This window comes from Pararhizobium sp. DWP1-1-3, from assembly GCF_049896125.1.
In the GTDB taxonomy this organism is placed as follows: Bacteria; Pseudomonadota; Alphaproteobacteria; order Rhizobiales; family Rhizobiaceae; genus Pararhizobium.
Window position 1 is genome coordinate 455,955 of sequence record NZ_JAFCTR010000001.1, and the last position, 26,671, is coordinate 482,625.

Genomic DNA, 26,671 nt, shown 5'->3' on the forward strand with positions numbered 1-26,671 from the left:
GCTTCTTATTCCCGGTTCGCGCAAAAACTTATCGCGGCGGTATCGCTTTTGAGGCGACGAAGCGGGCAAGCGATGGGCCGATGGCCATGATCATCAGCAACCGTGCCGTCTGCAGCGCCATCACGAAGGGCACGTCGACATTGCTGGAGGCGGCGATGATGGCGATCGAATCCATGCCGCCGGGGCTGGTGGCAAGATAGGCCGTCAGTGGATCGATGCCGGCGGCGTGTACGAGGATATAGGCAAGCAGTCCGGAAAAGCCGATCAGCACGAGAATCGAAATGACTGTTGGCACCAGCGCGCGGCGGGCATGGGCAAGGATCGGGCGGGTAAAGCCAAGGCCGATATTCCAGCCGAGCATGGCATAGCTCAGCGCCAGCAGCCATTCGGGGATTTCGATGACCAGCATGCCACTGACGCTGAGCGCTGAGCCGAGCAGAAACGGCACCAGAAAGACGCCGGCGGGGATGCGCAGCCATTTGCCGAGACAGCCGCCCACAAGCGCAAGTAAGAGGGTCTCGAGGAATGGCACAAAATGGATCGGCCCGAACCAGATGATTTCAGGGCCGGGTCCATCGATCCCGGCCCAGTATCGTGCCACGAGCGAGGCGGCGGCGGCGACGAAAACGACGCGCAGATACTGCATGAAGGCAACCAGCCGGACATCGGCGCCATAGGCATCGGCCATCACCAGCATCGAGGTGGCAGCCCCTGCCGAGGAGCCCCAGATCGCCGTCGTGCCCGGCAGGATGTTAAGCTTGCTGATGGCGAAGCCGCTGAGCGTGCTCATGGCGATGACCGACAGCACGATGGCGAGGAACAGCGGCCAGTTTGAAAAGAAGGTGGTTAGAATACCGGGTCGGATGGTTTCGGCGATCATCGTGCCGATCAGCGCTTGGGCGCAGAGGAAAGCCGGTCGTGGCAGCCGGATGGTGCCGCCGTTCATGCCGACGATCGCGCCGGCCACCATCGGTCCCATCAAAAGGGCTGCCGGAATGCCGGTGAGTTCGAGCCCGCCGGCAAGGATTGCCGAGATGAGGAGCAGAAAACCCCATTGTATCGGGGCAGACCAGCGGCCGATGCCCGAGGCCACGGGAGCGGACGGGTCTTCGGAAGGTTCAGGCGTCACGTTTGGCACTTTCGAATTGCAGAAGAGGCAGGCGCTTGGGAGGCGGGCGGAGAGATTATTATCACGGGTTGTAGGCCTGCGATACGCGAGCAGTGTGGAAGTTTCTTGCTATCTTCGGCACTTGCGAGCGAAAATGTGATGCGGACGGCGCGAGCGCAGGCCACCGATCAGCGCTGCAGGACGCGACAGGCAGCCCCGAATCGGGCAATAGAACAAACATGGAATTCGCACCGCAACAGGATGAGGCCCTCAAGGCTGTTTCGCGCTGGTTGAAGGAAGGGCGTTCGCCGCTATTCCGTCTGTTTGGCTATGCCGGCACCGGAAAGACGACGCTTGCCCGGCATTTCGCCGAAAATGTCGAGGGCGAGGTTCTCTTTGCCGCCTTCACCGGCAAGGCGGCGCAGGTGTTGCGCTCGAAGGGCGCCAAAAACGCCCGGACCATTCATTCGCTGATCTACCGGCCGCGCGGCGAAGAAGAGGTGTCGGACGAAGAGACAGGCAAGACCTCGATCGCCCCGATGTTTTCGATCAACAGGCAGTCGCCAGTTGCCAAGGCGGCGCTGATCATCATCGACGAATGCTCGATGGTCGATGAGGCGCTCGGCCGCGACCTGATGAGCTTTGGCACGCCGATCCTGGTGCTGGGCGATCCGGGCCAGCTTCCGCCGGTCTCGGGTGGCGGTTACTTCACCAATGAGGAGCCGGATTACCTTTTGACGGATATTCACCGTCAGGCGCGTGACAATCCGATCATCCAGCTTGCCATGCATGTGCGTGAAGGCAAGGAGATCATGCACGGCGACTATGGATCGACGGCCAGGATCATTTCCAAGAACGAGGTGACGCAGGACCTGGTGCTCGGCGCCGATCAGGTGCTGGTCGGCACCAACAAGACGCGGCGCCGCTACAATACCCGCCTGCGCGAACTGAAGGGTTTTACCACCGAATACCCGCAGTCTGGCGACAAGCTCGTCTGCCTGCGCAACGATCCGGCCAAGGGCCTGCTCAACGGCTCGCTCTGGCAGGTGATGACCTCGTCCAAGGAAACGGTGAAGCCCGGCATCAACCTGATGATCCGCCCGGAAGACGACGACATGGATCGAGGCGCGGCCAAGATCAAGCTGCTGAAAACTGCTTTTGAAGACGTGGAAGGCGAAATTCCCTGGTCGACGCGCAAGCGCTACGACGAGTTCGACTATGGCTACGCCCTGACGGTGCACAAGGCTCAGGGCTCGCAGTGGAACAATGTGGTTCTGTTCGACGAGAGCTGGGCGTTTCGCGATACCCGCGAGCGCTGGCTCTATACTGCGATCACGCGCGCGGCCGAGACACTGACGATCGTGCGCTGACGCCTATTCGGCAGACACAAATCCCAACAGGACAGCTTTGGCGACCGCCTGGAAGCGGTTGTGGCCGTTGAATTTGCGGATAATGTCGGATTCCAGCGTCAGGACGGCCGTCAGGTCCATATCCATCATCGTGGCGATCCGGTTTGCGGGGTAACCTTCGGCCATGAACACAAGGCACTTCGTCTCGATCGGTGAAAGATGGATCGGCGGCAGAGCGGTGCGCTCGGGGTTGTCGCCGTCGGCAGCCGATTCCAGGAGTTCGCTGATCCGCTGCATCTGGCGCCGCAGGATGGACTGCTGGGCCGCGAGTTCCCGTTTTCGCGCATGCAACGCATCCTCGAAAATCTGCGCTGCATCGTGTTGGCTGGTCGCGGTGCCGAGGGCTGACATCAGTTCCTGGATCGTCGCGATCGGCATGTCGATCTCGCGGCAGGCATTGATGACGGTCATGCGGCGGATGTCTTCCAGTCCATAGACCCGCATCGGCCCCATTCTGTCGGCCGAGAGTAGCCCCTTTTCCTCATAGAAATGCAGCGTGCGGTGGGTGACGCCGAAGGCATCCGCCATATCGGCGATGCCGACATGATTGTCCGCTATGGTGCCCGGCAAGGGCAGATGGGGAAGAAAACCGGACGATTGCCGGCTACCGGGTGGAGAAGGATGTGCTTTTCCCTGTTCTGGCATTCTTTGACATAACCCCGCTGGTCAGTTGGCGGGAGAACATATCCTGGAGACGGCCACCGCCTTTGGCGCATCGAGATGCGGCGCGTGTCTCCTTGGGCTGCTCTTCGATGTCATGCACGCCATCCCGGCGGGAAGGATACTCGCAACCATCGTGCTTGCCTGATGAGCGACCAGGCTTTCTCCCACTTGCACAATTAGAATACACGCGCACGTCGGCGATGAACAGCTAGTAACTTTAGGGATGGAATCTAATGTTTTTCAAAGGTTTCGGTGGTTTTCCTGCTCAGAAATACTATTTTTCAAGGTGATTTGTGACAGTTTTGTTCCGGCGCCTGAAGGCGTTGCTCGACCTAGCGAATAAGGGTCAGGGGCAGTGCGCCGGCGTTGATCACGAATTTCAGCTTGCGCTGATGACTGATCGACAGTTTTTCCTGGCAGGACTTGGCATCCTTGAAAGCCTCGCGGGTCTGCTGGTGGCGATACCTGTCGGTCAGTACCATGCATTCCATCAGCGGACTGTCGATCTTAGCCTCGCTGGCATAGCGGAAAATATTGCCATCCGAAGCCAGAACCTTGGCCGCAAGCGCCAGGCTCTCGTAAAGAATGTCGGCTTCGCTCGCCAACTGCGCGCCATCGAGGAACTGGTCGTAGACAATGTCCGACGACGCATCATTCTTGATCAGCACGCGAAGACCTGCGGGTGATTTCTGTGGCAGGATGGAAACCGTGAAAGCCAGTGGATTGGTTACCGATCGTTTGGGCCGTTGCCACAGAACGGCACCAGGCACCGGTGCGATCGTCCGGTAATGTGACGCGGCATTGCGAAACGCATCGGCAAAACGTCCGGCTGTTCCGCTGCGCGGCCATTGCGAACGCACCGTTATCTTCGGCAGGTCATCGGCGAACTTGCGCTCCAGCACTGCACCATGAAGGCCCGATTGCGCGGGAATGTTGACGCTCAGCGCCGGTGACGACAACGGAACGAAAATCAAAAGCGGCAGCACCGACAGGACAGCAAGCGGCGAGGACAGGGGGGCAGGCAACCAGGAAAAACGCCGTTTTCCGGACCGGCGCGGCGGTGCAGGCGCGCGCCGGGCTTCCGTCTGGTGCGATGAGAGCCGTTGGCGCGTATACTCGGGCACATAGGTGCCCTTCGGAATGTCGATGCGCCAGGCGTCGTGTTCGCCTTCGCCGGCATAATAGGCAGCCAGCAACTTGCGCAATTTGCCTGCGTGGACGCGGACCAGAGGATCGCTATCGGCATTGAAGGCCTGGGGGCGATCGAATACGTCGATGCCGATCGTATAGCCCTTCAGCTGGTGCCCTGTGCCCTCCATCTCCTTGTCGACGACATATTTCAGAAAGGCACGCAGGCGCTCGGAGCGCGAAAAAAGAGCGCTCGACAGCACACCGTCAAGGGATTGACGGATTGCCTGGTCGTCCGGTCTCTCATGCTGCGACGCCATTACTGCGTCATCCCCGAAAACACCATCGAGATCAGCGCTTCCCTTCCAGGAGCGGGTGGTGATTGGATAGTGTCGAGGCAAAAACGAGGGTTCATCGGTTCCGGCTTGGATGATTCTATGGTTTTCAGCACTGCCGCTCACCATTCGGGATGCATGGCCTGTACTGTGAGTCTCTATTAAATCGAAATTTTATCATTTTGTCAGGTGCTGCATTCTCTTAACGTGAGTTTTGTCTGAAATAAAGGCGTTGAACGGTCTGCGGACGATTATTGTAACGGAGACGCTTTCTCTGCCGCAGATTTGTTGCGGGGTGGCTGACGAACCGCTAGAAAAGGCGCCACAACGACGGCGGTATCCTTGGAAGGTGCTGAAATGGCTGCGAAACTCTCCGTGAACCTGAATGCGATCGCGATGCTGCGCAACCGCCGCGATCTTCCTTGGCCGTCGGTTACCGGACTTGGGCAGATTGCGCTGGAAGCAGGCGCTAGCGGCCTGACGGTGCACCCGCGGCCCGACCAGCGGCATATCCGTTTTTCCGATCTGGCACCAATCCGCGCACTGATCGACGATCTGTATCCTGAGACTGAATTCAACATGGAGGGATTTCCCAACGAGGAATTCCTGCAGCTTGTCGAGCGCCATCAGCCCGAACAGGTAACGCTGGTGCCCGACGACCCTGCCCAGGCGACCTCTGATCATGGATGGGATTTCCGCAAGAACCACAATCTGCTCGGCAATGTCGTCGGACGCTTGAAGAAGAGTGGTTTTCGAGTGTCGTTGTTTGCCGATGCAGATCCGGACCTCGAGGCACTGACGATTGCCAGGGAAACCGGTGCCGACCGGATCGAGCTTTACACCGGTCCCTACGGCGGCTGCTACGACGATCCCGCGCGCGGCGCAATGCTGCTGGAGAAACTGGGCGAGACCGCCGATCTTGCAGCGACTTTGGGGCTCGGCGTCAATGCCGGCCACGACCTGACGGTTGCCAATCTGCCGGCCCTTGCCGCGCGGATTTCCAATCTCGCCGAAGTCTCGATCGGCCATGGCCTGACGGCGGACGCGCTGGAATTCGGAATGGCAGAAACCGTGCGCCGCTTCTGCCGCGCCTGCGGGCAGGATGTTTGATTTTAACTGACAAGCAGGCAGAAGGGCTCCGTTTTGCGGAGCCCTTTGTCGTTTAGCCGAGCAATACCGCTTTGCTGGCGGCCAAAAAATCTTCGAGCGAGGTCAATTTCTGACCGGAAAGCGTGCCCGCATCGGCCGTCACCAGGTCGATATGGCCTTCGCGGGTGTTGGTGTCGAACGAGACGACGACGGGGATGATGAAGTCGGGAAGGCCAGCCGCCTTCAGGCCGCCTGCGAGCTGCTCGTCGGAGACGTGCACGACCTCAAGCGGCTTGCCGGTGACTTTTGCGACAAGGGCTGCAACCTCGTCGACCGTATGCTTCGTTTCGCCGGTCAGCGTGTAGGTCTTGCTTTCGGTCGAGCCCGACGCAAGCGCGTTCGCCGTCGCCTTGGCAATGTCGGCGCGGGCGATATGGGCAAGCTTGCCCTGTCCGGATGCGCTGTACCATTTGCCTTCGGACAGCGCCTGCGGCAGAGCCATGAACAGGTTTTCCATGTACCAGCCGTTGCGAAGGATGGTGTAGGCGATGCCGGTTGCCTTGATCGCGTTTTCGGTGCCGAGATGGTCCGGCGAGAAAGGAATGACCGAGGTCTCCGGGTTCGGCATCGAGGTGTAAAGGATGTGCTTGGCACCGGCCTTCTTGGCGGCGGCAACGGCTGAGAGATGCTGGCGCAGGCGCTTGCCCGGTTCGTCGAGGGCATCGGTTGAGATGATCAGGATGCGGCCGGCACCCTTGAAGGCGGCATCCAGCGATGCGGCGTCGTCAAAATCGGCAGCGCGGGTCTGAACGCCTTTTGCCGCATAATCGGCGAGCTTTTCGGTATCGCGGCTGGTGGCGATGATATCGGAAGGCGCGACCTTGCCTGCGGCCAGCAGTTCGTCGAGGACAAGACGGCCGAGCTTGCCGGTGGCACCGGTGACGAGGAGAGTTTCGGACATGATGGTTCCTTTGCTTGTCAAATGACGTCGGTTCGTTGCCGAAGCATCCCGTTTGAGATATGGTTCCGAAATGAGACCTTCTCTTATTTCGTTATCTGGAAACGGATGTAAAGGAGGCAGTAATTTCTCTGGTGGTTACGTGAAGGGAACCAGCCTATGAACACGGCGGCAGGAAAGACAGAGGGCGAGCAGGTGACCGTCTTTGCGGGCATGGTGTTCACGGGGCAGGATTGCCCGGTCCGCGACGTCGTCGACAATATCGGCGGCAAGTGGAACACGCTGATGATCCTGGCTTTGGCCGATGGGCCGATGCGGTTTTCGGCGCTGCGGCGCCTGATCCCGGATATTTCCCAGCGCATGCTGACGCAGACGCTGCGAGACCTGCAACGCGACGGCTATATCGGCAGGCAAGTGTTTCCGACACAGCCGCCCAGCGTCGAATACAGCCTGACGCCACTCGGCCAGTCCTTTCTCGTCCTGGTCAAGGGGCTGGTCGACTGGTCGGTAGAGCATCATCAGGCGATCAGGGCTGCCCGTGTCGAGTATGACGCAGCTGCCTGACACCGTGTGGCTTTTATCGGCTGGACGGTTCGTTGCGCTCGCTGGTAGAGATGCAGCCGGGGCGATATCCGGATAGGCATTGATGAAACAGCTCGATATTGGCGTGGTGGGAGCGGGGCCTGCAGGACTGGCGGTTGCCCTTTTCCTCTCGCGCGCAGGTCATCGCGTCGAAATCCTTGAACGTTTCGATACACCGGCACCCGTTGGCTCGGGCCTGTTGATGCAGCCGACCGGGCTCACCGTGCTCGCTGCTCTCGGCCTGTTCGACACCATTCAAACACTCGGAAACCGCATCGACCGGCTGCACGGCGCCGATGCTGTCAGTGGCCGGACGGTTTTGGACGTGCGTTATGATGCGGCACCGGGCGGGCGCTACGGGCTGGCGGTACAGCGGGCGGCTCTGTTCAACACGTTGCATGATGCGGCGGTGGCCGACGGCATCACCATTCGCACCGGGATCAGTCTTACCTCGACTGTGCAGCATGGAGAGCGCGTTGTGTTGAAGGATCAGGCATTACGCGATGGCGGTGATTACGACCTTGTCATCGATGCGAGCGGCGCGCGCTCGCTGCTGGCTGCAGGCTCAAAGTCCGCGCCGGCCATTCGTGATCTGACCTACGGCGCCTTCTGGGCGACGCTGGATGGTACGGGCGCGGTGTATGACCGAACCGCGCTGTCGCAACGTTACGACAAGGCCAAGGTGATGATCGGACTGTTGCCGGCCGGCCGCGCCACCGTAGGGGATTCGGACAAGGTGGCGTTCTTCTGGAGCCTGAAGATTGCCGATGTCGAGGCGGTCAAGGCGGCCGGTCTTTCGCGTTGGAAGTCGGTCATTCGCGATTACTGGCCGGAGTGTCAGCCGTTTCTCGACCAGATCGATGATTGGGACCAGCTGACGCTGGCACGCTATGCGCACCGGACTGCCCTGCCGCCCTATTGCGGCAATGTGGTCTTCATCGGCGACAGCGCCCATTCGACCAGCCCGCAACTGGGGCAGGGCGCCAACATGGCCCTGCTCGATGCGGCAGCGCTCAGTCATGCGCTGGCGAGTTCCGTCGATATCCCCTCTGCGCTGGCCGCCTATGCCCGTGCCCGGCGCAACCATGTTCGGCTTTTCCAGCTGTTGTCGCTTGCCTTCACGCCGTTCTACCAATCGGATTCGGCCGCGATTGCCTGGGTGCGCGACCGGCTGGTCTCTACCATTGCCAAAGTGCCGCCGATGCCCGGCTTGTTGGCTGCGATCGTCGCAGGCACCGTGATCGACCCGTTTAGATCAGCCGGTTTGACGGAGCATGACTGGCTTGCGCAGCGATATCAGGCCGATGGGGCCTTGCCTGAGCTTGCCGCCGTCAGGTCCAGGGCCCAAATCTGACCGGTCAGGTCCTTGCCGAACGAGTGGTGGGCCTCTTCCTTCTCCAGCGTGAACCCGGCGGCGACATAGATGCGGCGCGCGGAAACGAGGATGTCGTTGGTCCAGAGTTCGAGCCGCCGGTAGCCGGCATCCTTGGCAAAGGTGATGCATTCGTTGACCAGCCGCGTGCCGAGGCCTTGTCCGCGTGCGGCGCTATGGACGTGCAGAAGGCGCAGTTTTGCCGTCCCTTCGCTGCTGCCCTTGACGAGAAAAATGCTGCCGAGGAATGCGCCGTCGCGTTCCGCAATCCAGCAATGTTCGCGGGCGGGATCGAAATTGCGGATGAAGGCGGCGCAGATTTCCGCGACCAGCGCTTCGTATTCGCCGTTCCAGCCATAGGTTTCGGTATAGGCCTTTGCCTGGCTGGAGATGACCATCCCCATGTCGCCGATCCGGTGCGACCGGATGGTGATGGCAGCTGCGGTGTTCCTGCCGCTGGACAGCAGCGTCTGCACCGACGCCATGGCGGCGGCGAGATCGCGGCGGCCGTCTTCGGAGATCGGCTCTAAGAGAGCGGCGATACGCCGGCGCGACCGTTGCGCGAGATCAGTGGCAACGCCCCTGCCGCGCAGCGTCAGTTGCAGCAGACGGCCTCGGCCGTCGGCCGGGTCTCTGGTGGTTTCGAGCAGGCCGGCATCGGTGAAGGATTTGAGCAGGCGGCTGAGATAGGCCGGGTCGAGCGAAAGCTCTTCCGTCAGCCGGGATGCCGATGTGGTGTCATGCGCCGCCAGCTCATAAATGACGCGCGCTTCGGTCAGCGTATAGGGCGTGTCCATGAAGGCGCGGTCGAGCACGCCGATCCGGTTGGTGTAGAACCGGTTGAAGGCGCGGATCTGCTCGATCTCGTCGTCACCGATTTCGGCAAAGGCCGGATGTGACAGTGCTTGTTGCGACATGGCATTCTCCTGTGAATGCCATGATCGCAATTTATTTGACTGAGTCAAGTATTTTTGAGCTGACCTCAGGCAGCCTGCTTGCCGCTCTGCGACACGCCTTCAAGCGCAAATTCAACCGCCGCGTCTGCGTGGATGGCTGTGGAATCGAAGCCGGGCAGAGGCAGGTTTTTCGGATCCAGGATCAGGCAGATTTCGGTGCAGCCGAGGATGATGGCGTCGGCGCCCTGATTCTTTGCCCGCTCGATGACGGCCATCAGTGCCTGCCGCGAGCTGTTGCGGATGGCGCCGACGCAGAGTTCGTTGAAAATGATGTCGTGCACGAGCGTACGATCCTCGGCATTCGGCACCATGACATCGACACCATCGGCAGCCATGCGGTTGGTATAAAAACCGTGTTCCATCGTATAGCGTGTGGCCAGCAGCAACGGACGCTTGACGCCAGCGGCCTTCATCGAGGTAGCCGTTTCGTCGATGATGTTGATCAGCGGCACGGCAATCGATGCCTGAACCTCGTCGGCAATCAGGTGCATCGTGTTGGTGCAGATCAAAACGCAGGAGGCGCCGGACGCTTCCAGTCCCTGCGCGACCTCGGACAGGCGCTTGGCAGCGTCGTCCCAGCGGCCGGCCTTCTGCATATCGACGATGGTCTGGAAGTTGACGGAATGCAGCATGACTTCGGCGGAATGCAAGGCCCCGAGGCGCTCGCGCACGGCCTCGTTGATCATCCGGTAATAGACTGCCGAGCTTTCAAAGCTCATTCCACCGATGAGACCGATCTTGCGCATGATGCCGTTCCTGTTCCGCTGTTTTTTGATGCGGTAATTGTCACCGATGTCTGGCGGTAAGAGTTCGCTTTGTTGGGTGACATTGCGATCATTTGCGCGTATTTTTTGCATGATTTTAATTTTGTGCGCAAATATTTCTTGAATGCGCAAAGGTGCCGGGGAGAATAGGGCGTGCTGGACGAAAGGGACCGGAAGATTCTGTCGTTGCTGCAGGAGGATGCCAGCCTGTCGGTTGGCGATCTCGCCGACAAGGTCAGCCTGTCGATCTCCGCCTGTTCGCGACGCATCCAGCGGCTGGAGGAGACCGGCTATGTCGCCCGACGGATCGCGGTTCTCGACCGTGACAGGATGGGCGTGCCGACCACGGTCTTTGCGTTGATCAAGACCGCGCACCATTCCGACGACTGGATCGACATCTTTCGCAGGGTGATCGCCGATATTCCCGAGATCGTCGAGGCGCACCGGTTGACCGGCAATTACGATTACATCCTCAAGGTCGTGCTGCCGCGCGTCGAGCATTACGACGTCATTTACAAGCAGATCGTCCGCAAGGTCGAGCTGTTCGATGTCTCGGCCTCGATCTCGATGGAAATCCTCAAGAGCGGCATGTCGGTGCCGGTGGAATATGCGCGGTAGGTGACGTTTCGAATCCCCTGCCGGCCTGTGCACGGGTGCCATGCCGAAAGCGCAGTTGTCCATCGGTGCCGAAGCGTAGAAGTTGTACACAAAACAGGAGATAAGATCATGCCGCAGGATAACCTACACCATGTCGTCGTCGTTGGTGGCGGGTTTGGCGGTCTGCAGCTGGTCAAGGATCTTAAAGGTTCGCCCGTCAAGATCACCCTGATCGACCGGCGCAATCATCATCTTTTCCAGCCACTGCTCTATCAGGTCGCAACAACCCTTCTGGCGACATCGGAAATCGCCTGGCCGATCCGGCGGGTGTTTCGCGACCGGCCGGAGGTCACCACGCTTCTGGCGGCAGTCGATAGCGTCGATCCGGTAGCCAAGACCCTGGCGCTGGATGGCGGCGAGACCATTGGTTACGACACGCTGGTGCTGGCGACAGGGGCGACGCATGCCTATTTCGGCCGTGACGAATGGGAACCCGTGGCGCCGGGACTGAAGACGCTGGAGGATGCCACCACCATTCGCCGGCGTCTGCTGCTGGCCTTCGAGCAGGCCGAGATGGAGACCGATCCCGACGTACGGGCTGCACTGCTGACCTTCACCATCGTCGGGGCGGGGCCGACCGGTGTCGAGCTTGCCGGTATTATCGCCGAGCTGGCGCATGTCACCTTGCCGCAGGAATTCCGCAACATCGATACCCGCAAGACCCGGGTGGTCCTCGTCGAGGCGGGGCCACGGGTGTTGGCGAGCTTTGCCGAAGAACTGTCGGTCTATGCGCAAAAGGCGCTCGAAGAGCTCGGTGTCGAGGTGCATACCGGCGAGCGGGTGACGGAATGCACGGCGCAGGGCGTGATGATCGGCGAGCGTTTCATCGGCAGCCGGACAATCGTCTGGGCGGCGGGCGTTCAGGCCTCGCCCGCTGCCGCGTGGCTGAGCGTCCCGGCCGACAAGGCAGGCCGCGTCATCGTCGAAAAGGACCTGAGCGCACCAGGCCTGCCGAATGTTTTTGTTGTCGGCGACACCGCTTCTGTGATTCAGGAGGACGGCAAGCCGGTGCCGGGTATTGCGCCCGCCGCCAAGCAACAGGGCGCTTATGTGGCAAAGGTCATCAAGGCGCGGCTGGCGCAGAAGCCGGCGCTGCCACCTTTCCGCTACCGCCACCAGGGCAGCCTGGCGACGATCGGCCGGCGGTCGGCGATCATCGATTTCGACCGGTTCAAGCTGAAAGGCGCGCTCGCGTGGTGGATCTGGGGCATTGCCCATATCTACTTCCTGATCGGCACGCGCAGCCGCTTCGTCGTCGCCTGGAGCTGGCTGTGGATCTATCTCAGCGGCCAGCACACCGCCCGGCTGATCACCCAGAAGGAAACGCTGCAGGTCATTCCGACCGAAGGTAACAAGGCAGTGTAACCGCATCACTGATAGGCTGCAGCGGCAGTGTCCCCTGATGACGGCGGTCGCCAAGACCTATTTCTGTACGGGCGCCTGCTGCGGCGATCCCCGGGGTCGCCACCCCGAGGATCGCATCGCCAGCCTCAGGAGCAGTAAAGCATGAAAGTACAGACAATCTCTGTGCTCGTCACAGGAATCCAGGCAGCTCAAGTCCTTGAGCTGAAAGAGTCTTTTGACCCGACAGACGTCGGGTCACTGGATCCCCGCCACAAGGGCGAGGATGACGGAGAGTTGGGTGCCGATCTCGCCAGGCAATCGATTTCAGTGTCTGTCAGCAGTCTGAGCCATCCGGTACCACTTAGTCGAAGTCAATCGTTCGCTTACGGAATGATGCGCTGGGCGCGCATTTCGCGAAACACCGAGAAGAACATCTCGTCGGTCTGCACATAGTCATGGAACCCCAGCCTGCGTGCCTTGGTGCCATCGGCGAAGAAATCATAGTTCCAGCTGAACACAGCATCGCCAAAACCCCAGGAGGAGACGGCTTCATACGAGTGGTCGGCGAGTGCGTATTTCTCCTTCATTTTCGACCAGAGGGCTGCCTTGTCGGCCATCACCACGTTGAGCGACATCGGCAGCGGTGCCGCCGTTTCCATTTCGAAGAAGCGGGCGATCTTCGGCCACATCTCGTTCCAGCGGAACAGGTCGCCATTGGCGATGTTGAAGGCCTGGTTGGCGTATTGCGGATGGGTGGCCGCCCAGACGGTCGCCCTTGCGAGAAGGCCGGCATCGGTCATTTCGAGCAACGTGTCGTAGGCGCCGGGTTTGCCGGGGAAGCGCAACGGCAGGCCGAGTTCCTTTGACATCGAGGCATAGAGGCCGATGACCATCGCCAGGTTCATAGGATTGCCGGTGGCAAGGCCGATGACGACGGAGGGGCGCAGTGCCGACCACGTCCAGGCTTTCCCCTGCTGCTGCCTTTGCAGAAAGGCCTGCTGGTCCATGTTGAATTCCGGCGGCATGTGATTGTCTTCGTCCTCGCGCGCCGGTGTCTTGAATGGCCCGAGATGGGCGCCATAGACCTTGTAGCCCTGCATCAGGCTGACATGGGCAAGGTTCGGCGCCACCCGTTCGATGGCGGTGACGGCATTGACCAGCATGGCCAGATTGGGCTCGACCAGCTCGGCCCAGGTCGGGCGGTCCTGATAGGCGGCGTAGAAAATGTGAGTCACTTCCGAGAGTTCGGCAAGTTTGTTGAAGCAATCTGCCGGGTCGAGCAGGTTGACGGATATGTGCCGGATCTTGTCCGTCGGGGTGCCGCCGCGCCGGGAAAGGCCAATGACCGACCAATCCTCCAATGTTTCGAGATGGCGGGCGAGATTGCCGCCGATGACGCCTTGAGCGCCGACGATGAGGGCAGTTTTGTGCTGGTCCATGACAGTCTCCTATGTGTCGATGGATCAGATATGGACGCGCGCCAATTTGAGAACTAGACAACGATAAGGCACAGGATTTGTGAGGTGAGGGCACAATGGCACGGCTGGATATCAATCGCTCCGGCGAGATGGAAGTGTTCGTGCGGGTGGTCGATCTCGGCGGCTTCTCGGCCGCTGCCCGAGATTTTGCCATGACGCCGTCGGCGGTCAGCAAGCTGGTCACCCGGCTGGAAAGCCGGCTGAATGCACGGCTGGTCAACCGCTCGACGCGCAAGCTGCAGCTGACGCCGGAAGGCTGCCGCTATTACGAACATGGCGTGCGGGTGCTGGCCAACCTGGATGAGGCCGAACGGGCGGCTGCGGCTTCCGACAGCCCGAGCGGGCGCATTCGTGTGAGCACCAACGTCCCATTCGGCCGCCATATGCTTTTGCCGGTGCTGCCGGATTTCATAGCGCAGTTTCCGGATGTGTCGCTCGACCTATCGCTGACAGATCATGTCGTCGATCTGCTGGAGGATCGTACCGATGTCGCCGTGCGGGCCGGGCCGTTGAAGAGCTCTGCATTGATGGCGCGAAAACTGGGCACGGCGAAACTGCATATCGCGGCGGCCCCCTCCTATATCCAGCGCAAGGGCATGCCAAAACATCCGGACGATCTGGCCGGGCATAATCTGCTTGGACCCAACTATGTCCGCGCCAGCAGCGGCTGGCCGTTCTGCGTTGACGGCGTGGATCGGGTGATCAAGCCGGTGGGTAGCATCCAGGCGAGCGACGGAGAGGCATTGCGGGAGCTGGCGCTGGCTGGCGCGGGCCTAGCGCGGCTTGCGGATTTTCAGGTGCGGGGCGATTTTGCGCGCGGTATGCTGGTGCCGGTGTTGGAGAGCTTCACGGTGTCAGATAGCGAGGAGGTTCACGCGATCTTTCTCGGCCAGGGCGGCCATATGCCGGCGCGGGTGCGGGTGTTTCTCGATTTTCTTGCCGAGCGTTGCCGGGTTGGCTGACTGGGGCGATGCCATCAGAAGCGTTGCGATGCAAGCTTCATGGAAACGTTCTTGGGCGCAGCGGGCGATGAAATATCAGGGTTTCAGGCGTTTGCAGTCGAACGTGTCGCCGCTTGCCATCGACAGCCATTGCATCGACGTTTTCGTCACGCTCGACAGGCCGATCTGGTAGTTATCGTCGAAGGAAAGGATATAATTGCCATTCTCCTTTTCGACCTTGCGGATCGGCATCGGCCCTTCGCCGGCGTCATAGGTGGCCTTGGTGAAGCGGAAGGTGGCGACGCCGCAGTCCCAGCTTCCGGCATAGGGCGCGTCTTCTGCGGCAGGGACGGGTATTGTTGTGGCAAGGGCAATGACGGCTGTCACCGCGATGACGTCAAGACGCATGGTTTTTCTCCGCCGATTAGTTGTTGATGCTGATCACGGCCCAGTGGGATGAGCTGCAATCGCCGTTGTCGCAGACATTGCTCATCCACACCGCGCCATCCGCCAACATCACGCCGTCGCTGTTGACGAAGAGTTTGGCGAAGGTCTGGCCGGCAACGGCATCGCGTGTGTCCTGCGTCACCAGCGTGTCGAAATTCTCGATGAAATCGTCGGCGTTCTGAATCTCGTAGCTTTCGCCATTGGCGGCGACCCGCAGCGGATATTCGGCAAGCCCGGCGATCGTCGCCGCATCGCTGTTGCCCATCGCTTCCACCAGGCTCAGCAGCGGCTCGCTCAGGTCGCCGGCGTTGCCATGCAGGGATTCGATCCGGTTGTAGACGTCTTCATCGGATTGAGCGGCAGCAGACATGGGGAAAAAGGCAAGCGTGGCGGACAGAAGCAGGGCAAGGGTACGCAGGCGGGGCATGAAAACTCCGGAATATGGGTGTCTGAAGCCGCACACTAGCTGACCAGATCCTGAAACGGAACCGGATCGGATTGCATGGACCTGTCCATTTTTGGTGATCGTATCCATTATTCTTTCAACGTTTCCCGGGGGACCGATATTCGCGATGCGCCAGGTTTGTTTTTGCGTATCGCCGTGTGTCAAAATCCTTGCCAACAGGCTTGACCCGTTCCCGACTTTGCGGCATAAGCGGCGAACCGTACCGTACGGTACTGTGAATGGAGATGATGTCTTGCAGCTTGCCGCACACCCGCACCAGCCGGACTATTCGCCGCGCCAGAACGATGTTCTGGACAGCGCGTTGCGTCTGCTGGTTGATGGCGGCGAAAAGGCTTTGACGACGGCGGGGGTGGCGCGGGCCGCCAATTGCTCGAAGGAAAGCCTGTACAAGTGGTTCGGCGATCGCGACGGTTTGCTGTCGGCGATGATCGGCTTCCAGGCCAGCAAGGTCCGCACCTTCGACGATGCCGCCGAAACGCTGACGGCGGCGACGCTGCAGGAGCACCTAGTGCTGTTCGCCCGCGACCTGCTGGAGGTTCTGGCCGGCGATGTTTCGCTGGCGCTGAACCGTCTGGCGATCGGGCAGGCGAGCCGCGACGGCTCCAAGCTCGGATCGATGCTGCAGGAGCGCGGCCGCCGGCAGATCGGCAAACGCGCAGGCGCGTTGCTGGAAGCGGGGCGCGAAGCCGGGCTTCTGGTATTCGGCGACCGCGACGACGCCTATGATACGCTGTACGGCCTGATCGTATCCGACCTGCATCTGCGTATGCTGCTCGGCGAAGACAGCGGCCGTTTGGTCAAGGATTTCGGCCGTAGGGCAGAGAAGGCGGTGTCTGCTTTCCTCCGTCTCTACGGCAGTGAAAAGAGTTCGGCACAGTCCTGAGGACGGCCGGAAGAGTTTTGTAAGACAAGCAAAGGGAAGGAAATTACAATGCGCGTCTATTACGATCGTGATGCTGATCTCAACCTCATCAAGTCCAAGAACGTCGTTATCGTCGGTTACGGTAGCCAAGGCCGCGCCCATGCGCTGAACCTGAAGGATTCGGGCGCCACCAACGTCGTTATCGCGCTCAAGGCCGGTTCCGCCACGATCAAGAAGGCCGAAGCCGATGGCTTCAAGGTCATGACCGTTGCAGAAGCCGCCAAGTGGGGCGACCTGTTGATGATGGCGACCCCGGACGAACTCCAGGCCGACATCTATCGCGATGAAATCGCCGGCAACATCCGCGATGGCGCGGCCATCGCTTTCGCACACGGCCTCAATGTACATTTCGGCCTGATCGAGCCGAAGGACACGCTCGACGTCGTCATGATCGCACCGAAGGGCCCTGGCCACACGGTTCGCGGCGAATACCAGAAGGGTGGCGGCGTTCCCTGCCTCGTTGCCGTCGAGAAGAATGCTTCCGGCAACGCGCTTGACCTCGCTCTCTCCTACGCCTGCGGCGTCGGCGGCGGCCGTTCGGGCATCATCGAAACCAACTTCAAGGAAGAGTGCGAAACCGACCTCTTCGGCGAACAGGTCGTTCTCTGCGGCGGTCTCGTCGAGTTGATCCGCGCCGGTTTCGAAACGCTGGTCGAAGGCGGTTATGCGCCGGAAATGGCCTATTTCGAATGCCTGCACGAAGTCAAGCTGATCGTCGACCTGATCTATGAAGGCGGCATCGCCAACATGAACTACTCGATCTCCAACACGGCCGAGTGGGGCGAATACGTCTCGGGTCCGCGCATCATCACGGCTGAAACAAAGGCTGAAATGAAGCGCGTCCTCACCGACATCCAGACCGGCAAGTTCACTTCCGACTGGATGCAGGAATACCGTTCGGGTGCTGCCCGCTTCAAGGGTATCCGCCGCATGAACGACAACCACCAGATCGAAGAAGTCGGCGCCAAGCTGCGCGGCATGATGCCGTGGATTGCCAAGAACCAGCTGGTCGACAAGGCCAAGAACTAATATTGCTGCAGAGCAAAATTAGCGTATTGCACTAGCGTAATACTGAAGAGGCCGGGAGATATCTCCCGGCCTCTTTCGTTTCGTAAGTAATGTCTGGAAAATAATCGGTTTTGGAGTATTCTATTCGTCAGGAGGATACTGCAATGACAACGTTCTTCTATCACTTCGCTATTTTCGATGCTTTCATCATCGGTGCCATCGTGCTCCTCGTCGGCCTGAGCATGTTCGGGCATCACGAAGCGTGACCAATTCTCCGGACTTGCTTTGGTCCGTATGTGCAGATTGATAACGGCAGAATCGATCGCTGTGACAGACGCGGCGGTGATCTGACTGCGATCCGCTTTGGAGTGTCTTCACTCGCGGCATCGGCCGCTTTTCTGCGATTTCTTCAAAGGCTTTTCGGGACAGCCCTTTTCACAGAAAGTGCATCTTGGCATCAAAGTATAGGTCAGCATTATTGACTTAATAAGCGCGGCATGATGTGCTCCGGAAAAAGCATAATCTGAGGAAACTTCCATGCTCAATTGGGAAAACATCTTCGCGACGCGATCTTCACGGATGCGCGCCTCGGAAATCCGCGAACTTTTGAAACTGCTGGACCGGCCCGACATCATCTCCTTTGCCGGAGGTATTCCGGATCCGGCGCTGTTTCCGGATGAAGAATTCAAGGCCGCCTATGCCGACATCTTCGGTGGTCCGACGGTCAGTGCCGCGCTGCAATATTCGGTGAGCGAAGGCTATCTGCCGCTGCGCCAATGGCTTGCCGGCCGCATGGCAGCCATCGGTATCCCTTGCGACCCGGAAAACATCCTGATCACCTCGGGCTCGCAGCAGGCACTGGATTATCTCGGCAAGCTGTTCCTGTCGCCCAACGATACGGCGCTGGTCACCTGGCCGACCTATCTCGGCGCGCTGCAGGCATTCAATGCTTACGAGCCCGCCTACGACCAGCTGTCGCCAGCCGGCAACCGCACGCCGCAGACCTATCGCGATGTCGCGGCGGAAGCCGGCGGCCGGGTCAAATTCGCCTATATGTCGGCCGAATTCGCCAACCCCACCGGCGAAACGCTCGATTTGGCCGCGCGTGAAAAGGTTCTCGATCTGGCTGAGGAACTCGATATCGCCGTCATCGAGGACGCCGCCTATCAGTCGCTGCGTTATGACGGGCAAGCCGTTCCGCCGATGCTGGCGCTGGAGATTGCCCGCAAGGGGTCGATCAACGAGACCCGCACAATCTATTGCGGCAGCTTCTCCAAGACGCTCGCACCCGGCCTTCGCGTCGGTTTCGTGGTGGCGGCCATGCCGATCATCCGCAAGCTTGTGCTGATGAAGCAAGCGGCCGACCTGCATTCCTCGACCATCAACCAGATGGCCATCTGCCATGTCGCAGAGCGGGGTTTTGACGCCCAGGTCAACAAGATCCGCGCCGTCTACAGCAAGCGGCGCGACGCCATGCTGGCAGCACTCGGGAACTATATGCCGAAGGGCGTCAGCTGGACGGTTCCGGAAGGCGGCATGTTCGTCTGGCTGACCTTGCCCGCCGGCATGGATGGAGCGGACCTCCTGGCAAAATCGCTGGTGACGGCCAAGGTGGCTTTCGTTCCGGGCAAGGCGTTCTTCGCCGACGGCTCCGGCGCCAATACGCTGCGCGTCAGCTTCTCCTGCGCCGACGAGGCGATGATCCAGGAGGGAATCTCCCGCCTCGGTAACCTCATCGGCCAGGAAGCAGGGTCTATCGCCGCCTGACTAACCATCCTCTGCGAAGCAGGCGAGAGCGGCCTCGTAGATCACGTCGGGTAAGACCTCGAAGGTGTAGGGCATGTGGACGCGTTCCCATTTCTGATGGTAGTCGCGTCCCCATGGTCCGATATTGACCACCGGATAGGATAGAAGCCCGTCCGGTGCTTGATCCACGAAGGCCGAGCAGGGGGTGTTGTCGGAGAGAAGCTGCGTCTGCCCGGCGGCTGGGCGATGGCCGAAGAAGCTCATGTCCGAAATGCCGGCGAAGAACTGTTTTGCCTTGATGCTTGTCCCATGCCGTTTCGCGCATGTTTCGGCGGCGGCCATCATGTTTCGTTCAAAGATTCTTCCCTTATCTCCCGCACTGTCCAGATGCACGCGCGGATAGTGCAGGGTCGAGAAACCAACGATCACCAGCGGGCCTTCGAGACCGGCCTCCGCGAGCGTTGCCGCGACGATCTGGCGGGTGATCGACAGCGGGTCTTCGCCGCCGGACAGGGACTGATCGAGGGCGTTCAGACGTTCGGCTGCAGCCTGTCCGCCATGGGAGACGGCACGCTGGTATATTTCGGCATAGGTGAGGACCTGTCCCTGATGGATTTCCGCGCGGCCTGAGCCCTGGCGCTCGAAGAAGGCCTTTGCATTCTGCGCCTGGGTGTCGAGCGCCGTTTGCAAGGCGGTTGCGGCAAGCGCGCTGAACTCGGCGAGAACGTCTTCAGGCGTGCGCCTGTGCGTCAACCAGTTGAACGACAGCCAGACATGGGCCGGTGTCGTCACTTCATATCCATGGCGCACGTCCTTGGCTTCCAGGCAGACCGGTGCCGGCGAAATCTCGCCATGGGCCTCGTCGCAAAGGGCGCTGTTCATCTCCATGGCGCGCATGATTTCGGCGCCGATCAGATGGGCGCTGACGCCATCGAAGGCATAGCCGGCATGGGTGGGCCGGCCAGCGACAAAGGCGAATGGCGAGAATTTTCCGACCGAGCCAAGATAGACGGCGCGGCCTTCCTCGCCATCGCCATCATCGCCGCTGGCGTCGAGATTGATGCCGCCAACAACGTCCAGATCGAATTTCTCGGCGATGGCGGGCAGGACGTCGCGCAAGGACCGCATGCCGCGCGAGCGGTTCTCTTCATCCGGCGTCGCGACAAACAGCAGATTTCCGGGTGGCTCATCCAGCTCTGCGAAACGCTCCAGTGCGGCGATCCCGGCGGCAAGTCCGCTCTTCATATCGAGCAGGCCACGGCCGGCAAGGAAATCGCCGGTCATCAGGTCGGCAAGTGCTTTGTCTTCGGCGGGATTGCGGCTTTTGGCCGTCAGTTCCTCGATCAATGCCTTGGTCAGCGCCTCCGGTTCGCAAGCGAGCGATGCCAGCGAACTGTAATTGGCAATCGAGACGGTATCGAAATGCCCCGCCAGAACCAGGCATCGCCGTCCCCGGCCGCGCACCAGCGCCAAGACGTTTTGCCGGGCGGGTGTACCGTGGCTGTCGAGCGCCAGCAGGTTTTCCGGGTTTTTGCGGAAATAGGGCGTACCGCCGAGAAGCTCCATCAACCGGCTTGAGAATGCGGCTTCGCCATCGCTTTCCGTAACGCTCGGCCACCGGGTCATTTCGATCGAAAGCTCGCCGGTGCGCGACACGGAGTTGCGAAGAGATGGGCGGTCGGCAGACGGCATTTTGGGCGATCCTCTCGCGATTCGAATGGGCCTCTATGACGAGGCTGGCGAACTCTAGCGGGCGGCATCACGAAGCGAAATGGCAATAACATGGAAAATTGCTTGATATTTTGTGCAAAATGACAGGCTCTGTTGGCGTAATGATTGGAGACTCACGTCATGGACAATACCGACCGCCGTTTGCTGGCAATTCTGAGAGCTGATGGCCGGGCCTCGGTTTCGAAACTGGCCGAGCTCTTGAAGATATCGCGCGGCACGGTGCAGAACCGGATCGACCGGTTGACCGCCGATGGCGTCATCGCCGGATTCACGGTGCGGATCGCCGCAGCGCAAGACCCGCATGCGGTCCGCGCGGTCATGCTGATTGAGATCACCGGTCAGAAAACCGTCTCGGTCATCAAGATCCTACGCGGCATCCCGGAAATCCGGGCGCTGCACACCACCAACGGCGCCTGGGACCTCGTAGCTGAAATCGAAACGGAGAATCTCGCCGAGTTCGACCGCGTCCTACGCTATGTCCGGGCTTTGGAGGGCGTGTCCAAATCGGAAACAAGTCTGTTGCTGACAACGATTTGAAGGGCACATTGCATTCGAATTCAGCAATGACTAGATTGCTGACTAGTCAGTAATGGAGGAAGCAGTGCGCGAGTGGCCGGTTCAGGATGCGAAAGCCCATTTCAGCGAGTTTCTGGAGACATGTTTGACGGAAGGTCCGCAGGTCGTGTCGCGGCGCGGGGAAGCGAAGGCGGTTCTTGTTCCTCTTCAGGACTGGAACGATCTCAATAAACGCGCAAAGCCAAGCGTAAAAGACGTTCTTTTGGCCGCCGAGCCACGGTTCGAACTGGACATCCCCGCACGAACCGACTGGGCATGGCGTTCCGTTTCGATTGAGGAATAGGCGTGTACCTTCTCGATACGAATGTCGTTTCCGAGCTGCGCAGGCCGAAACCGCATGGCGCCGTTCTAGCCTGGATCCGGGCGAGAGACGAGCGTTTGATTGCCGTTTCCGCCGTCACCATCGGTGAAATTCAACGTGGCATTGAAGCCACCCGTGAACAGGACGGGGAACGAGCGCGAGCCATCGAGGCATGGCTTGGCCAGATGATGGACAGCACGAGCGTTTTGCCGCTGGACGGGCGATGCATGATCGCCTGGGCGAAAATCATGCACCAGCAGGCGCCGCACCTGATTGCCGATGCCATGATCGCTGCTACGGCCGTCGTTCATGGTCTAACAGTGGTTACGCGAAATGTCAGGGACTTCGAGCACTTTCCTGTCGCGGTCCTCAATCCATTCGAGTTTCGATAGCCGTTCCGCCTATGTATGCGGCCCGAGCAGCGACAGGTCGGCTTCGCCCAGCCTGTCCTTGGCTGTGCGGACCTGATGCCAGTAGGGGTAGAGGATCGGCGGCGCGCTGACGTCGTCGAGGCGTTGGCGTTCTTCGGCGGTGAGGGTGAGTTCGGCGCTGGCGAGATTGTCCTTGAACTGTGCTTTGGTACGGCCGCCGATGATGACGGAGGTGACGGCCTTGCGGCCGATCAGCCAGGCGAGCGCCACCTGGGCTCCGGAGACATTGCGGCTTTCGGCGATCTCGACGAGGGTATCGACGATGTTCCACAGGCGGTTTTCATCGCGGATCGGCGGTTCGTCCCATCCCGCCAGCTGCCGCGAGCCTTCCGCCGTCTTGTTGCGGCGATGCTTGCCGGAAAGCAGGCCGCCAGCCAGCGGGCTCCAGACGAGCACGCCGAGACCCTGATCGATGGAGATCGGTAGCAGTTCGTATTCGGCTTCGCGGGCTTCGAGCGTGTAGTGAATCTGCTGGCTGACGAAGCGCTGGCGATGCTCGGCCGCGCTGACGCCGAGCGCCTTCATGATATGCCAGCCGGAAAAGTTCGAGCAGCCGATATAGCGAACCTTGCCCTGGTGCACGAGCATGTCGAGCGCTTCCATCGTTTCTTCCAGCGGTGTCTGACCATCCCATTCGTGCAGCTGGTAGAGGTCGATGACATCGGTCTTCAGGCGTTTCAGGCTTGCCTCGCAGGCGCGCACAAGATGATGGCGCGAGGATCCGGCATCATTCGGTCCGTCGCCCATCGGGAAGCGGGCCTTGGTGGCGATCAGCACGCTGTCCCTGCGATTTGCACCAAGAATCTCGCCGATGATTTCCTCGGAGACGCCCTGCGAATAGACGTCGGCCGTGTCGATCAGGTTTACGCCGGCATCGAGAGACATATCGACAAGTTTTTTTGCTTCATTGACGCCGAGGTCACCGACGGTCTTTGCCCAACCCTTGCCGCCAAAGGTCATGGTGCCGACGGTCAGTGTCGAAACCTTGAGGCCGGAGCGGCCGAGAAGACGATATTCCATGATGATTTTCCCGATTCAGTTGACGTGCGCAGCGTCAGCTAAGCTAGTCGCGAGCGATCAAAAGGAAAGAGGCGGCCGGATAGCCGCAGCTTGATTTTACAGCCCTCGCTTAATCCTTTGCCAGCACGATGACCCGGTCGGCGGCGCTGTAGAGCAGCTTTTCGGACTTCGATGGATTGACCGTGACGCCACCAAGCCGGCGCTGGTCCTGATCCTCGTCGCGCTGACGGCGGTAGCCGATCGCCACTTCACCGCGCCGCAGGGCGGCAAGGCAGATCGTGTAGAAGGTGACGGGTTCGCCGATGGCGACATAATCGCTGACCGGCCGCATGTAGATTTCCGAGCCGTCCTCGTCGAGAAGCTCGTCGAAGATCGCCGCCATGCGCTCGTTTTCGGAAGCCTGTGCCAGCATCAGGCTGACCAGCTTGTTGCTGACGACGAAATCGTCGGCGCGGGTGACTTCCGCCAGTTCCCGGTTGCGCACGTCGGTCATTTCGCTGACGACGCTGATATGCCGTCCGGCATGTTCGGCGATCTTGCGCAGCTGCAGCAGGGTGACCAGCGTGCGGGTGTCGGCGGGTTGCGGCGCCATATGGTCGCTATAACCGAGAACCAGCACGTGGTCATAGCTTGGAATATCCAGCGCATCGAGCTCGGCGCGGTTGCTGGTGTCGATGACGCGGTAATCGACGGCCATGTTGCCGTTGGCGACCTTGAGGGCTGCAATCTCACCCTCAAGCTCAGGGGTATCAGCTGCAATGGTCAGCAGCGAGCCGGGCGCGACGTAGCGCGACAGTTCGAAGGTGATGATCGGTCCACGCCGGTTCCAGCCGAGCAAAAGCGTCCGTTCCGGCCCTTGCGCGCGCGCCTGCACGGGCAGAATAGCGTCTTTCTCGATATGGATTTCGTTGTTTCCGGATTTGATCGCGGCATCGTCCTCGGCGATGATGACGGCGCGTTCGCCCGGCTTGAAGATACGGCCGGGCGGCGGGTTGAGATGGACCTTGCCGTCCTCCTCGCAAAGACCGATCAGCGTCGATGTCTCGTAGGCCATCACGGCTGCGGCAAAGCTCTTGCCGGTAATGTCCGGCTGTTCCAGCGTGTAGATCTCGCAACCGTCGAAATCCAGCAGTTCGGAATAGACGGCGCTCAGGCCGGACTGGCGGCTGGAATGCACGACGATGCGGGAAATCAGGTCGTCCGCCAGGATGAGCTGCAACTCCTTGCCACCGACGATGCGGGCAACCTCGGCGTTCTTGCTGTCGCGGATTTCCGCAGCGATCTGGTAGGGCTTGGCGCGGCGGTTGGGGGCGTTCACCAGTGCCAGCACGCTCTTGATCACCTGCGAGTCCGGGTCGTCGCCTTCGGGCGACAGCACTATGACGGAGCGCGAGGTTTCCGGATTGACGATGTTCAGGTCGTAGAGATCGGTCGGGTCACCGCTGCGGCAGATGATCCTGGTGTTCTTGAGGTCGGCCACTTTCGTGGCGATCTCGTCCTCCATCTCCACCTTGTCCTTGTGCGCCATGATGACGATGCGCGGCTTCTTGCGGCTGGTATTGGCGATGACCAGTTCGGAAATGACGTCGAAGATCGAGGGCGACCAGTTGAGAATGATCGTGTGGTCGTTTTCCAGAACCTGCGAACGGCCCTTGCGCAGTTCTTCGAGCTTGTTTTCGAGGCCTGAGCTCAGAACACCGATCAAGGCCGAGAAGACGAAAATGCCTGCGACCGTGACGAACAGGGACACTCCGCGAAAGCCCCAACCGGTATCGCCACCCATTGTGCCGGCGTCGAAGGTCCGCATCAGCGATTCCCATGTGCCTTCGATAAAGCTGACGGGTTCGCCACCTTCCGGCGCGATCTGGGTGAGGGCGAGAAAGGCGCCGGCTACAACGATGACGATGAGCGAAATGACCGTCAGCCAGCCGATCAGCGCGATTGCCCCTCCGGCCATGCTCTTGTCGAACTCATAGCGCAGCCGGGCGCTCCATGTCGTGCTCTTGCTCATCGATTTCCCCTTGGTCCCGCCATACGCGCTTCGCTCGGATCGCAGATATTCCTAATATATTCAACAGGTTTAGGTGGTTGCGGGCCAATGCACCCAGTAATGTTCATTCTATCATCCGGCTATCTACCCACATCACGCTTGTGGCTGGCTGCTTATTCTCCGCGTGTTGCGAGGGCAGTGTCACATGCCTGTCAATTGCCGCCACTATCCATCGGTCCATCTGTTCACTTGGGAAGAAGACCGATGAAGACGTTGCTTGGTGCATTCACCGCACTTGTTGCCGCCAGCCTGATCGCCGTTCCGGCACATGCCGAAAACCTGGTGCTCTACACCAGCCAACCGAACGAAGACGCGCAGGCGACCGTCGATGCGTTCAAGGCCGCCCATCCGGGCGTGGACGTGGAGTGGGTGCGCGACGGCACGACCAAGATCATGGCCAAGCTGATGGCCGAGATCGAAGCCGGCAATCCGGTCGCCGACGTGCTTTTGATCGCCGACACCGTGACGCTGCAGCGGATGAAGGAAGCCGGCCAGCTCTTGGCTTACAAGTCGCCGGAGGCTGCCAACTACGACGCAGCGCTCTACGATGCCGATGGTGCCTACTATTCCACCAAGATGATCACCACCGGCATCATCTACAACACCTCCGCCACGATGAAGCCGACAGGCTGGAAGGATCTGACCAAGCCGGAAGCCAAGGGCTTGGTGACGATGCCGAGCCCGCTGACCTCGGGTGCCGCGCTGATCCACGCGCAGACACTGACCGGTATCGACGGCTTCGGCTGGGACTACTACAAGTCCCTGGCCGAAAACGGTGCGACGGCTTCGGGCGGTAATGGCGGCGTGCTGAAGGCGGTTGCCACCGGCGAAAAGGCCTATGGCATGGTCGTCGATTTCATGGCGATCCGCGAAAAGGCCAAGGGTGCACCGGTCGAGTTCGTCTTCCCGGCCGAGGGTGTCAGCGCGGTGACCGAACCGGTCGCCATCCTGAAGACCGCCAAGAATGTCGATACGGCCAAGACGTTCGTCGATTTCCTTTTGTCCGAACAGGGCCAGCAGGTTTCCGTCAAGCTCGGCTACATTCCGGCCCGCAATGGCGTAGCCCTTCCGGAAGGTTTTCCGGCGCGTGACAGCATCAAGGTTCTGCCGATCGATGCGGCCGCAGCCGTCAAGAACTCCGAAGGCGACCTGAAGACGTTCTCCGGCATCTTCGGTACCAACTGATCGG

26 protein-coding genes are annotated in these 26,671 nt (G+C 60.3%); 14 read left to right on the forward strand and 12 right to left on the reverse strand.

The window, feature by feature from the left end; translation table 11 throughout:
* Positions 1–28: 28 nt before the first annotated feature.
* Positions 29–1,129, reverse strand: coding sequence for an AbrB family transcriptional regulator (locus ACP7BS_RS02100; protein ID WP_426235715.1), 1,101 nt, complete (start codon positions 1,127–1,129; stop codon positions 29–31).
* Between the two features lie 218 nt (positions 1,130–1,347).
* Between ACP7BS_RS02100 and ACP7BS_RS02105 the strand changes: the two genes are divergently transcribed.
* Positions 1,348–2,478: an ATP-dependent DNA helicase gene (locus ACP7BS_RS02105; protein WP_426227790.1), complete on the forward strand. Its 1,131-nt coding sequence runs from the start codon at positions 1,348–1,350 to the stop codon at positions 2,476–2,478.
* Positions 2,479–2,481: 3 nt separating this feature from the next.
* Here ACP7BS_RS02105 and ACP7BS_RS02110 read toward each other — a convergent pair whose 3' ends face one another.
* Both ACP7BS_RS02110 and ACP7BS_RS02115 read right to left on the reverse strand, forming a co-directional pair.
* Positions 2,482–3,162, reverse strand: coding sequence for a MerR family transcriptional regulator (locus ACP7BS_RS02110; protein WP_426235717.1), 681 nt, complete (start codon positions 3,160–3,162; stop codon positions 2,482–2,484).
* Positions 3,163–3,512: 350 nt separating this feature from the next.
* The gene (locus tag ACP7BS_RS02115; protein WP_426235719.1) at positions 3,513–4,628 is read right to left on the reverse strand and encodes a hypothetical protein; all 1,116 of its coding nucleotides are present in this window, start codon (positions 4,626–4,628) and stop codon (positions 3,513–3,515) included.
* 372 nt (positions 4,629–5,000) lie between these two features.
* Here ACP7BS_RS02115 and ACP7BS_RS02120 point away from each other — a divergent pair, with 372 nt between their 5' ends.
* Positions 5,001–5,753: a pyridoxine 5'-phosphate synthase gene (locus ACP7BS_RS02120; RefSeq protein WP_426235721.1), complete on the forward strand. Its 753-nt coding sequence runs from the start codon at positions 5,001–5,003 to the stop codon at positions 5,751–5,753.
* Positions 5,754–5,805: 52 nt separating this feature from the next.
* Here ACP7BS_RS02120 and ACP7BS_RS02125 read toward each other — a convergent pair whose 3' ends face one another.
* Positions 5,806–6,693: an SDR family oxidoreductase gene (locus ACP7BS_RS02125; protein ID WP_426235723.1), complete on the reverse strand. Its 888-nt coding sequence runs from the start codon at positions 6,691–6,693 to the stop codon at positions 5,806–5,808.
* A 156-nt stretch (positions 6,694–6,849) separates the two neighbouring features.
* Between ACP7BS_RS02125 and ACP7BS_RS02130 the strand changes: the two genes are divergently transcribed.
* Both ACP7BS_RS02130 and ACP7BS_RS02135 read left to right on the forward strand, forming a co-directional pair.
* Positions 6,850–7,254 (forward strand): winged helix-turn-helix transcriptional regulator, encoded by a 405-nt coding sequence (locus ACP7BS_RS02130; protein ID WP_426227799.1) that lies wholly within the window; start codon positions 6,850–6,852, stop codon positions 7,252–7,254.
* Between the two features lie 82 nt (positions 7,255–7,336).
* Positions 7,337–8,626: an FAD-dependent oxidoreductase gene (locus ACP7BS_RS02135; protein WP_426235725.1), complete on the forward strand. Its 1,290-nt coding sequence runs from the start codon at positions 7,337–7,339 to the stop codon at positions 8,624–8,626.
* Here ACP7BS_RS02135 and ACP7BS_RS02140 read toward each other — a convergent pair.
* Together ACP7BS_RS02140 and ACP7BS_RS02145 are read right to left on the reverse strand one after the other, a co-directional pair.
* Entirely contained in the window at positions 8,569–9,561 is a 993-nt protein-coding gene (locus ACP7BS_RS02140; protein ID WP_426235727.1) for a bifunctional helix-turn-helix transcriptional regulator/GNAT family N-acetyltransferase, read from the reverse strand. The two genes, ACP7BS_RS02135 and ACP7BS_RS02140, sit on opposite strands and share 58 nt — an antisense overlap.
* Before the next feature lie 65 nt (positions 9,562–9,626).
* Positions 9,627–10,346, reverse strand: coding sequence for an aspartate/glutamate racemase family protein (locus ACP7BS_RS02145; protein WP_426235729.1), 720 nt, complete (start codon positions 10,344–10,346; stop codon positions 9,627–9,629).
* A gap of 171 nt (positions 10,347–10,517) precedes the next feature.
* Between ACP7BS_RS02145 and ACP7BS_RS02150 the strand changes: the two genes are divergently transcribed.
* Positions 10,518–10,982: an Lrp/AsnC family transcriptional regulator gene (locus ACP7BS_RS02150; protein WP_426227807.1), complete on the forward strand. Its 465-nt coding sequence runs from the start codon at positions 10,518–10,520 to the stop codon at positions 10,980–10,982.
* 108 nt (positions 10,983–11,090) lie between these two features.
* Positions 11,091–12,386 carry an NAD(P)/FAD-dependent oxidoreductase gene (locus ACP7BS_RS02155; RefSeq protein ID WP_426235731.1) on the forward strand — a complete coding sequence of 432 codons (1,296 nt, stop codon included), beginning with the start codon at positions 11,091–11,093 and terminating at the stop codon, positions 12,384–12,386.
* A 362-nt stretch (positions 12,387–12,748) separates the two neighbouring features.
* On the opposite strand, the gene ACP7BS_RS02160 is transcribed toward ACP7BS_RS02155, so the two are convergent.
* Positions 12,749–13,804: an SDR family oxidoreductase gene (locus ACP7BS_RS02160; RefSeq protein WP_426235733.1), complete on the reverse strand. Its 1,056-nt coding sequence runs from the start codon at positions 13,802–13,804 to the stop codon at positions 12,749–12,751.
* Positions 13,805–13,899: 95 nt separating this feature from the next.
* Between ACP7BS_RS02160 and ACP7BS_RS02165 the strand changes: the two genes are divergently transcribed.
* Positions 13,900–14,805: a LysR family transcriptional regulator gene (locus ACP7BS_RS02165; RefSeq protein ID WP_426235735.1), complete on the forward strand. Its 906-nt coding sequence runs from the start codon at positions 13,900–13,902 to the stop codon at positions 14,803–14,805.
* A 75-nt stretch (positions 14,806–14,880) separates the two neighbouring features.
* Here the strand turns inward: ACP7BS_RS02165 and ACP7BS_RS02170 are convergent, their stop codons facing one another.
* Positions 14,881–15,192 carry a hypothetical protein gene (locus ACP7BS_RS02170; RefSeq protein WP_426235737.1) on the reverse strand — a complete coding sequence of 104 codons (312 nt, stop codon included), beginning with the start codon at positions 15,190–15,192 and terminating at the stop codon, positions 14,881–14,883.
* A gap of 16 nt (positions 15,193–15,208) precedes the next feature.
* Positions 15,209–15,658: a hypothetical protein gene (locus ACP7BS_RS02175; RefSeq protein WP_426227816.1), complete on the reverse strand. Its 450-nt coding sequence runs from the start codon at positions 15,656–15,658 to the stop codon at positions 15,209–15,211.
* 271 nt (positions 15,659–15,929) lie between these two features.
* On the opposite strand from ACP7BS_RS02175, the gene ACP7BS_RS02180 reads away from it, so the two are divergent.
* From ACP7BS_RS02180 to ACP7BS_RS02190, 3 genes are all read left to right on the forward strand, one after another.
* Positions 15,930–16,580, forward strand: a complete 651-nt coding sequence (locus ACP7BS_RS02180) for a TetR/AcrR family transcriptional regulator (RefSeq protein WP_426227822.1) — start codon at positions 15,930–15,932, stop codon at positions 16,578–16,580.
* Between the two features lie 48 nt (positions 16,581–16,628).
* The gene (ilvC, locus tag ACP7BS_RS02185) at positions 16,629–17,648 is read left to right on the forward strand and encodes a ketol-acid reductoisomerase (RefSeq protein WP_426235739.1); all 1,020 of its coding nucleotides are present in this window, start codon (positions 16,629–16,631) and stop codon (positions 17,646–17,648) included.
* A gap of 516 nt (positions 17,649–18,164) precedes the next feature.
* Positions 18,165–19,394, forward strand: coding sequence for a PLP-dependent aminotransferase family protein (locus ACP7BS_RS02190; RefSeq protein WP_426235741.1), 1,230 nt, complete (start codon positions 18,165–18,167; stop codon positions 19,392–19,394).
* On the opposite strand, the gene ACP7BS_RS02195 is transcribed toward ACP7BS_RS02190, so the two are convergent.
* The gene (locus ACP7BS_RS02195) at positions 19,395–21,065 is read right to left on the reverse strand and encodes a M20/M25/M40 family metallo-hydrolase (RefSeq protein WP_426235742.1); all 1,671 of its coding nucleotides are present in this window, start codon (positions 21,063–21,065) and stop codon (positions 19,395–19,397) included.
* 159 nt (positions 21,066–21,224) lie between these two features.
* Between ACP7BS_RS02195 and ACP7BS_RS02200 the strand changes: the two genes are divergently transcribed.
* The 3 genes from ACP7BS_RS02200 to ACP7BS_RS02210 all read left to right on the forward strand — a co-directional run bounded on the left by ACP7BS_RS02200 (position 21,225) and on the right by ACP7BS_RS02210 (position 22,373).
* Positions 21,225–21,641, forward strand: a complete 417-nt coding sequence (locus tag ACP7BS_RS02200; protein WP_426235744.1) for an Lrp/AsnC family transcriptional regulator — start codon at positions 21,225–21,227, stop codon at positions 21,639–21,641.
* Between the two features lie 64 nt (positions 21,642–21,705).
* Positions 21,706–21,963 (forward strand): type II toxin-antitoxin system Phd/YefM family antitoxin, encoded by a 258-nt coding sequence (locus tag ACP7BS_RS02205; RefSeq protein ID WP_426235746.1) that lies wholly within the window; start codon positions 21,706–21,708, stop codon positions 21,961–21,963.
* Positions 21,964–21,965: 2 nt separating this feature from the next.
* Complete coding sequence (locus tag ACP7BS_RS02210; protein WP_426235748.1) at positions 21,966–22,373, forward strand: type II toxin-antitoxin system VapC family toxin; 408 nt, start codon at positions 21,966–21,968, stop codon at positions 22,371–22,373.
* Between the two features lie 9 nt (positions 22,374–22,382).
* On the opposite strand, the gene ACP7BS_RS02215 is transcribed toward ACP7BS_RS02210, so the two are convergent.
* Both ACP7BS_RS02215 and ACP7BS_RS02220 read right to left on the reverse strand, forming a co-directional pair.
* On the reverse strand, positions 22,383–23,432 hold the full coding sequence (locus tag ACP7BS_RS02215; protein ID WP_426235750.1) for an aldo/keto reductase: 1,050 nt from the start codon (positions 23,430–23,432) through the stop codon (positions 22,383–22,385).
* 109 nt (positions 23,433–23,541) lie between these two features.
* On the reverse strand, positions 23,542–25,443 hold the full coding sequence (locus ACP7BS_RS02220; RefSeq protein WP_426235752.1) for a CASTOR/POLLUX-related putative ion channel: 1,902 nt from the start codon (positions 25,441–25,443) through the stop codon (positions 23,542–23,544).
* A gap of 243 nt (positions 25,444–25,686) precedes the next feature.
* On the opposite strand from ACP7BS_RS02220, the gene ACP7BS_RS02225 reads away from it, so the two are divergent.
* A complete protein-coding gene (locus ACP7BS_RS02225) occupies positions 25,687–26,667 on the forward strand; it encodes an ABC transporter substrate-binding protein (protein WP_426235754.1) in 981 nt (326 codons plus the stop codon).
* Positions 26,668–26,671 lie beyond the last annotated feature (4 nt).

What these genes read in the sequence shown, in the direction of transcription:
- ACP7BS_RS02200 (WP_426235744.1), top strand. Translation starts at nt 21,225, where the DNA reads ATGGACAATACCGACCGCCGTTTGCTGGCAATTCTGAGAGCTGATGGC.
- ACP7BS_RS02220 (WP_426235752.1), bottom strand. Translation starts at nt 25,443, where the DNA reads ATGAGCAAGAGCACGACATGGAGCGCCCGGCTGCGCTATGAGTTCGAC.
- ACP7BS_RS02115 (WP_426235719.1), bottom strand. Translation starts at nt 4,628, where the DNA reads ATGGCGTCGCAGCATGAGAGACCGGACGACCAGGCAATCCGTCAATCC.
- ACP7BS_RS02225 (WP_426235754.1), top strand. Translation starts at nt 25,687, where the DNA reads ATGAAGACGTTGCTTGGTGCATTCACCGCACTTGTTGCCGCCAGCCTG.
- ACP7BS_RS02175 (WP_426227816.1), bottom strand. Translation starts at nt 15,658, where the DNA reads ATGCCCCGCCTGCGTACCCTTGCCCTGCTTCTGTCCGCCACGCTTGCC.
- ACP7BS_RS02130 (WP_426227799.1), top strand. Translation starts at nt 6,850, where the DNA reads ATGAACACGGCGGCAGGAAAGACAGAGGGCGAGCAGGTGACCGTCTTT.
- ACP7BS_RS02125 (WP_426235723.1), bottom strand. Translation starts at nt 6,693, where the DNA reads ATGTCCGAAACTCTCCTCGTCACCGGTGCCACCGGCAAGCTCGGCCGT.
- ACP7BS_RS02140 (WP_426235727.1), bottom strand. Translation starts at nt 9,561, where the DNA reads ATGTCGCAACAAGCACTGTCACATCCGGCCTTTGCCGAAATCGGTGAC.
- ACP7BS_RS02155 (WP_426235731.1), top strand. Translation starts at nt 11,091, where the DNA reads ATGCCGCAGGATAACCTACACCATGTCGTCGTCGTTGGTGGCGGGTTT.
- ACP7BS_RS02120 (WP_426235721.1), top strand. Translation starts at nt 5,001, where the DNA reads ATGGCTGCGAAACTCTCCGTGAACCTGAATGCGATCGCGATGCTGCGC.
- ilvC (WP_426235739.1), top strand. Translation starts at nt 16,629, where the DNA reads ATGCGCGTCTATTACGATCGTGATGCTGATCTCAACCTCATCAAGTCC.
- ACP7BS_RS02170 (WP_426235737.1), bottom strand. Translation starts at nt 15,192, where the DNA reads ATGCGTCTTGACGTCATCGCGGTGACAGCCGTCATTGCCCTTGCCACA.
- ACP7BS_RS02190 (WP_426235741.1), top strand. Translation starts at nt 18,165, where the DNA reads ATGCTCAATTGGGAAAACATCTTCGCGACGCGATCTTCACGGATGCGC.
- ACP7BS_RS02135 (WP_426235725.1), top strand. Translation starts at nt 7,337, where the DNA reads ATGAAACAGCTCGATATTGGCGTGGTGGGAGCGGGGCCTGCAGGACTG.
- ACP7BS_RS02165 (WP_426235735.1), top strand. Translation starts at nt 13,900, where the DNA reads ATGGCACGGCTGGATATCAATCGCTCCGGCGAGATGGAAGTGTTCGTG.
- ACP7BS_RS02105 (WP_426227790.1), top strand. Translation starts at nt 1,348, where the DNA reads ATGGAATTCGCACCGCAACAGGATGAGGCCCTCAAGGCTGTTTCGCGC.
- ACP7BS_RS02195 (WP_426235742.1), bottom strand. Translation starts at nt 21,065, where the DNA reads ATGCCGTCTGCCGACCGCCCATCTCTTCGCAACTCCGTGTCGCGCACC.
- ACP7BS_RS02215 (WP_426235750.1), bottom strand. Translation starts at nt 23,432, where the DNA reads ATGGAATATCGTCTTCTCGGCCGCTCCGGCCTCAAGGTTTCGACACTG.
- ACP7BS_RS02145 (WP_426235729.1), bottom strand. Translation starts at nt 10,346, where the DNA reads ATGCGCAAGATCGGTCTCATCGGTGGAATGAGCTTTGAAAGCTCGGCA.
- ACP7BS_RS02160 (WP_426235733.1), bottom strand. Translation starts at nt 13,804, where the DNA reads ATGGACCAGCACAAAACTGCCCTCATCGTCGGCGCTCAAGGCGTCATC.
- ACP7BS_RS02110 (WP_426235717.1), bottom strand. Translation starts at nt 3,162, where the DNA reads ATGCCAGAACAGGGAAAAGCACATCCTTCTCCACCCGGTAGCCGGCAA.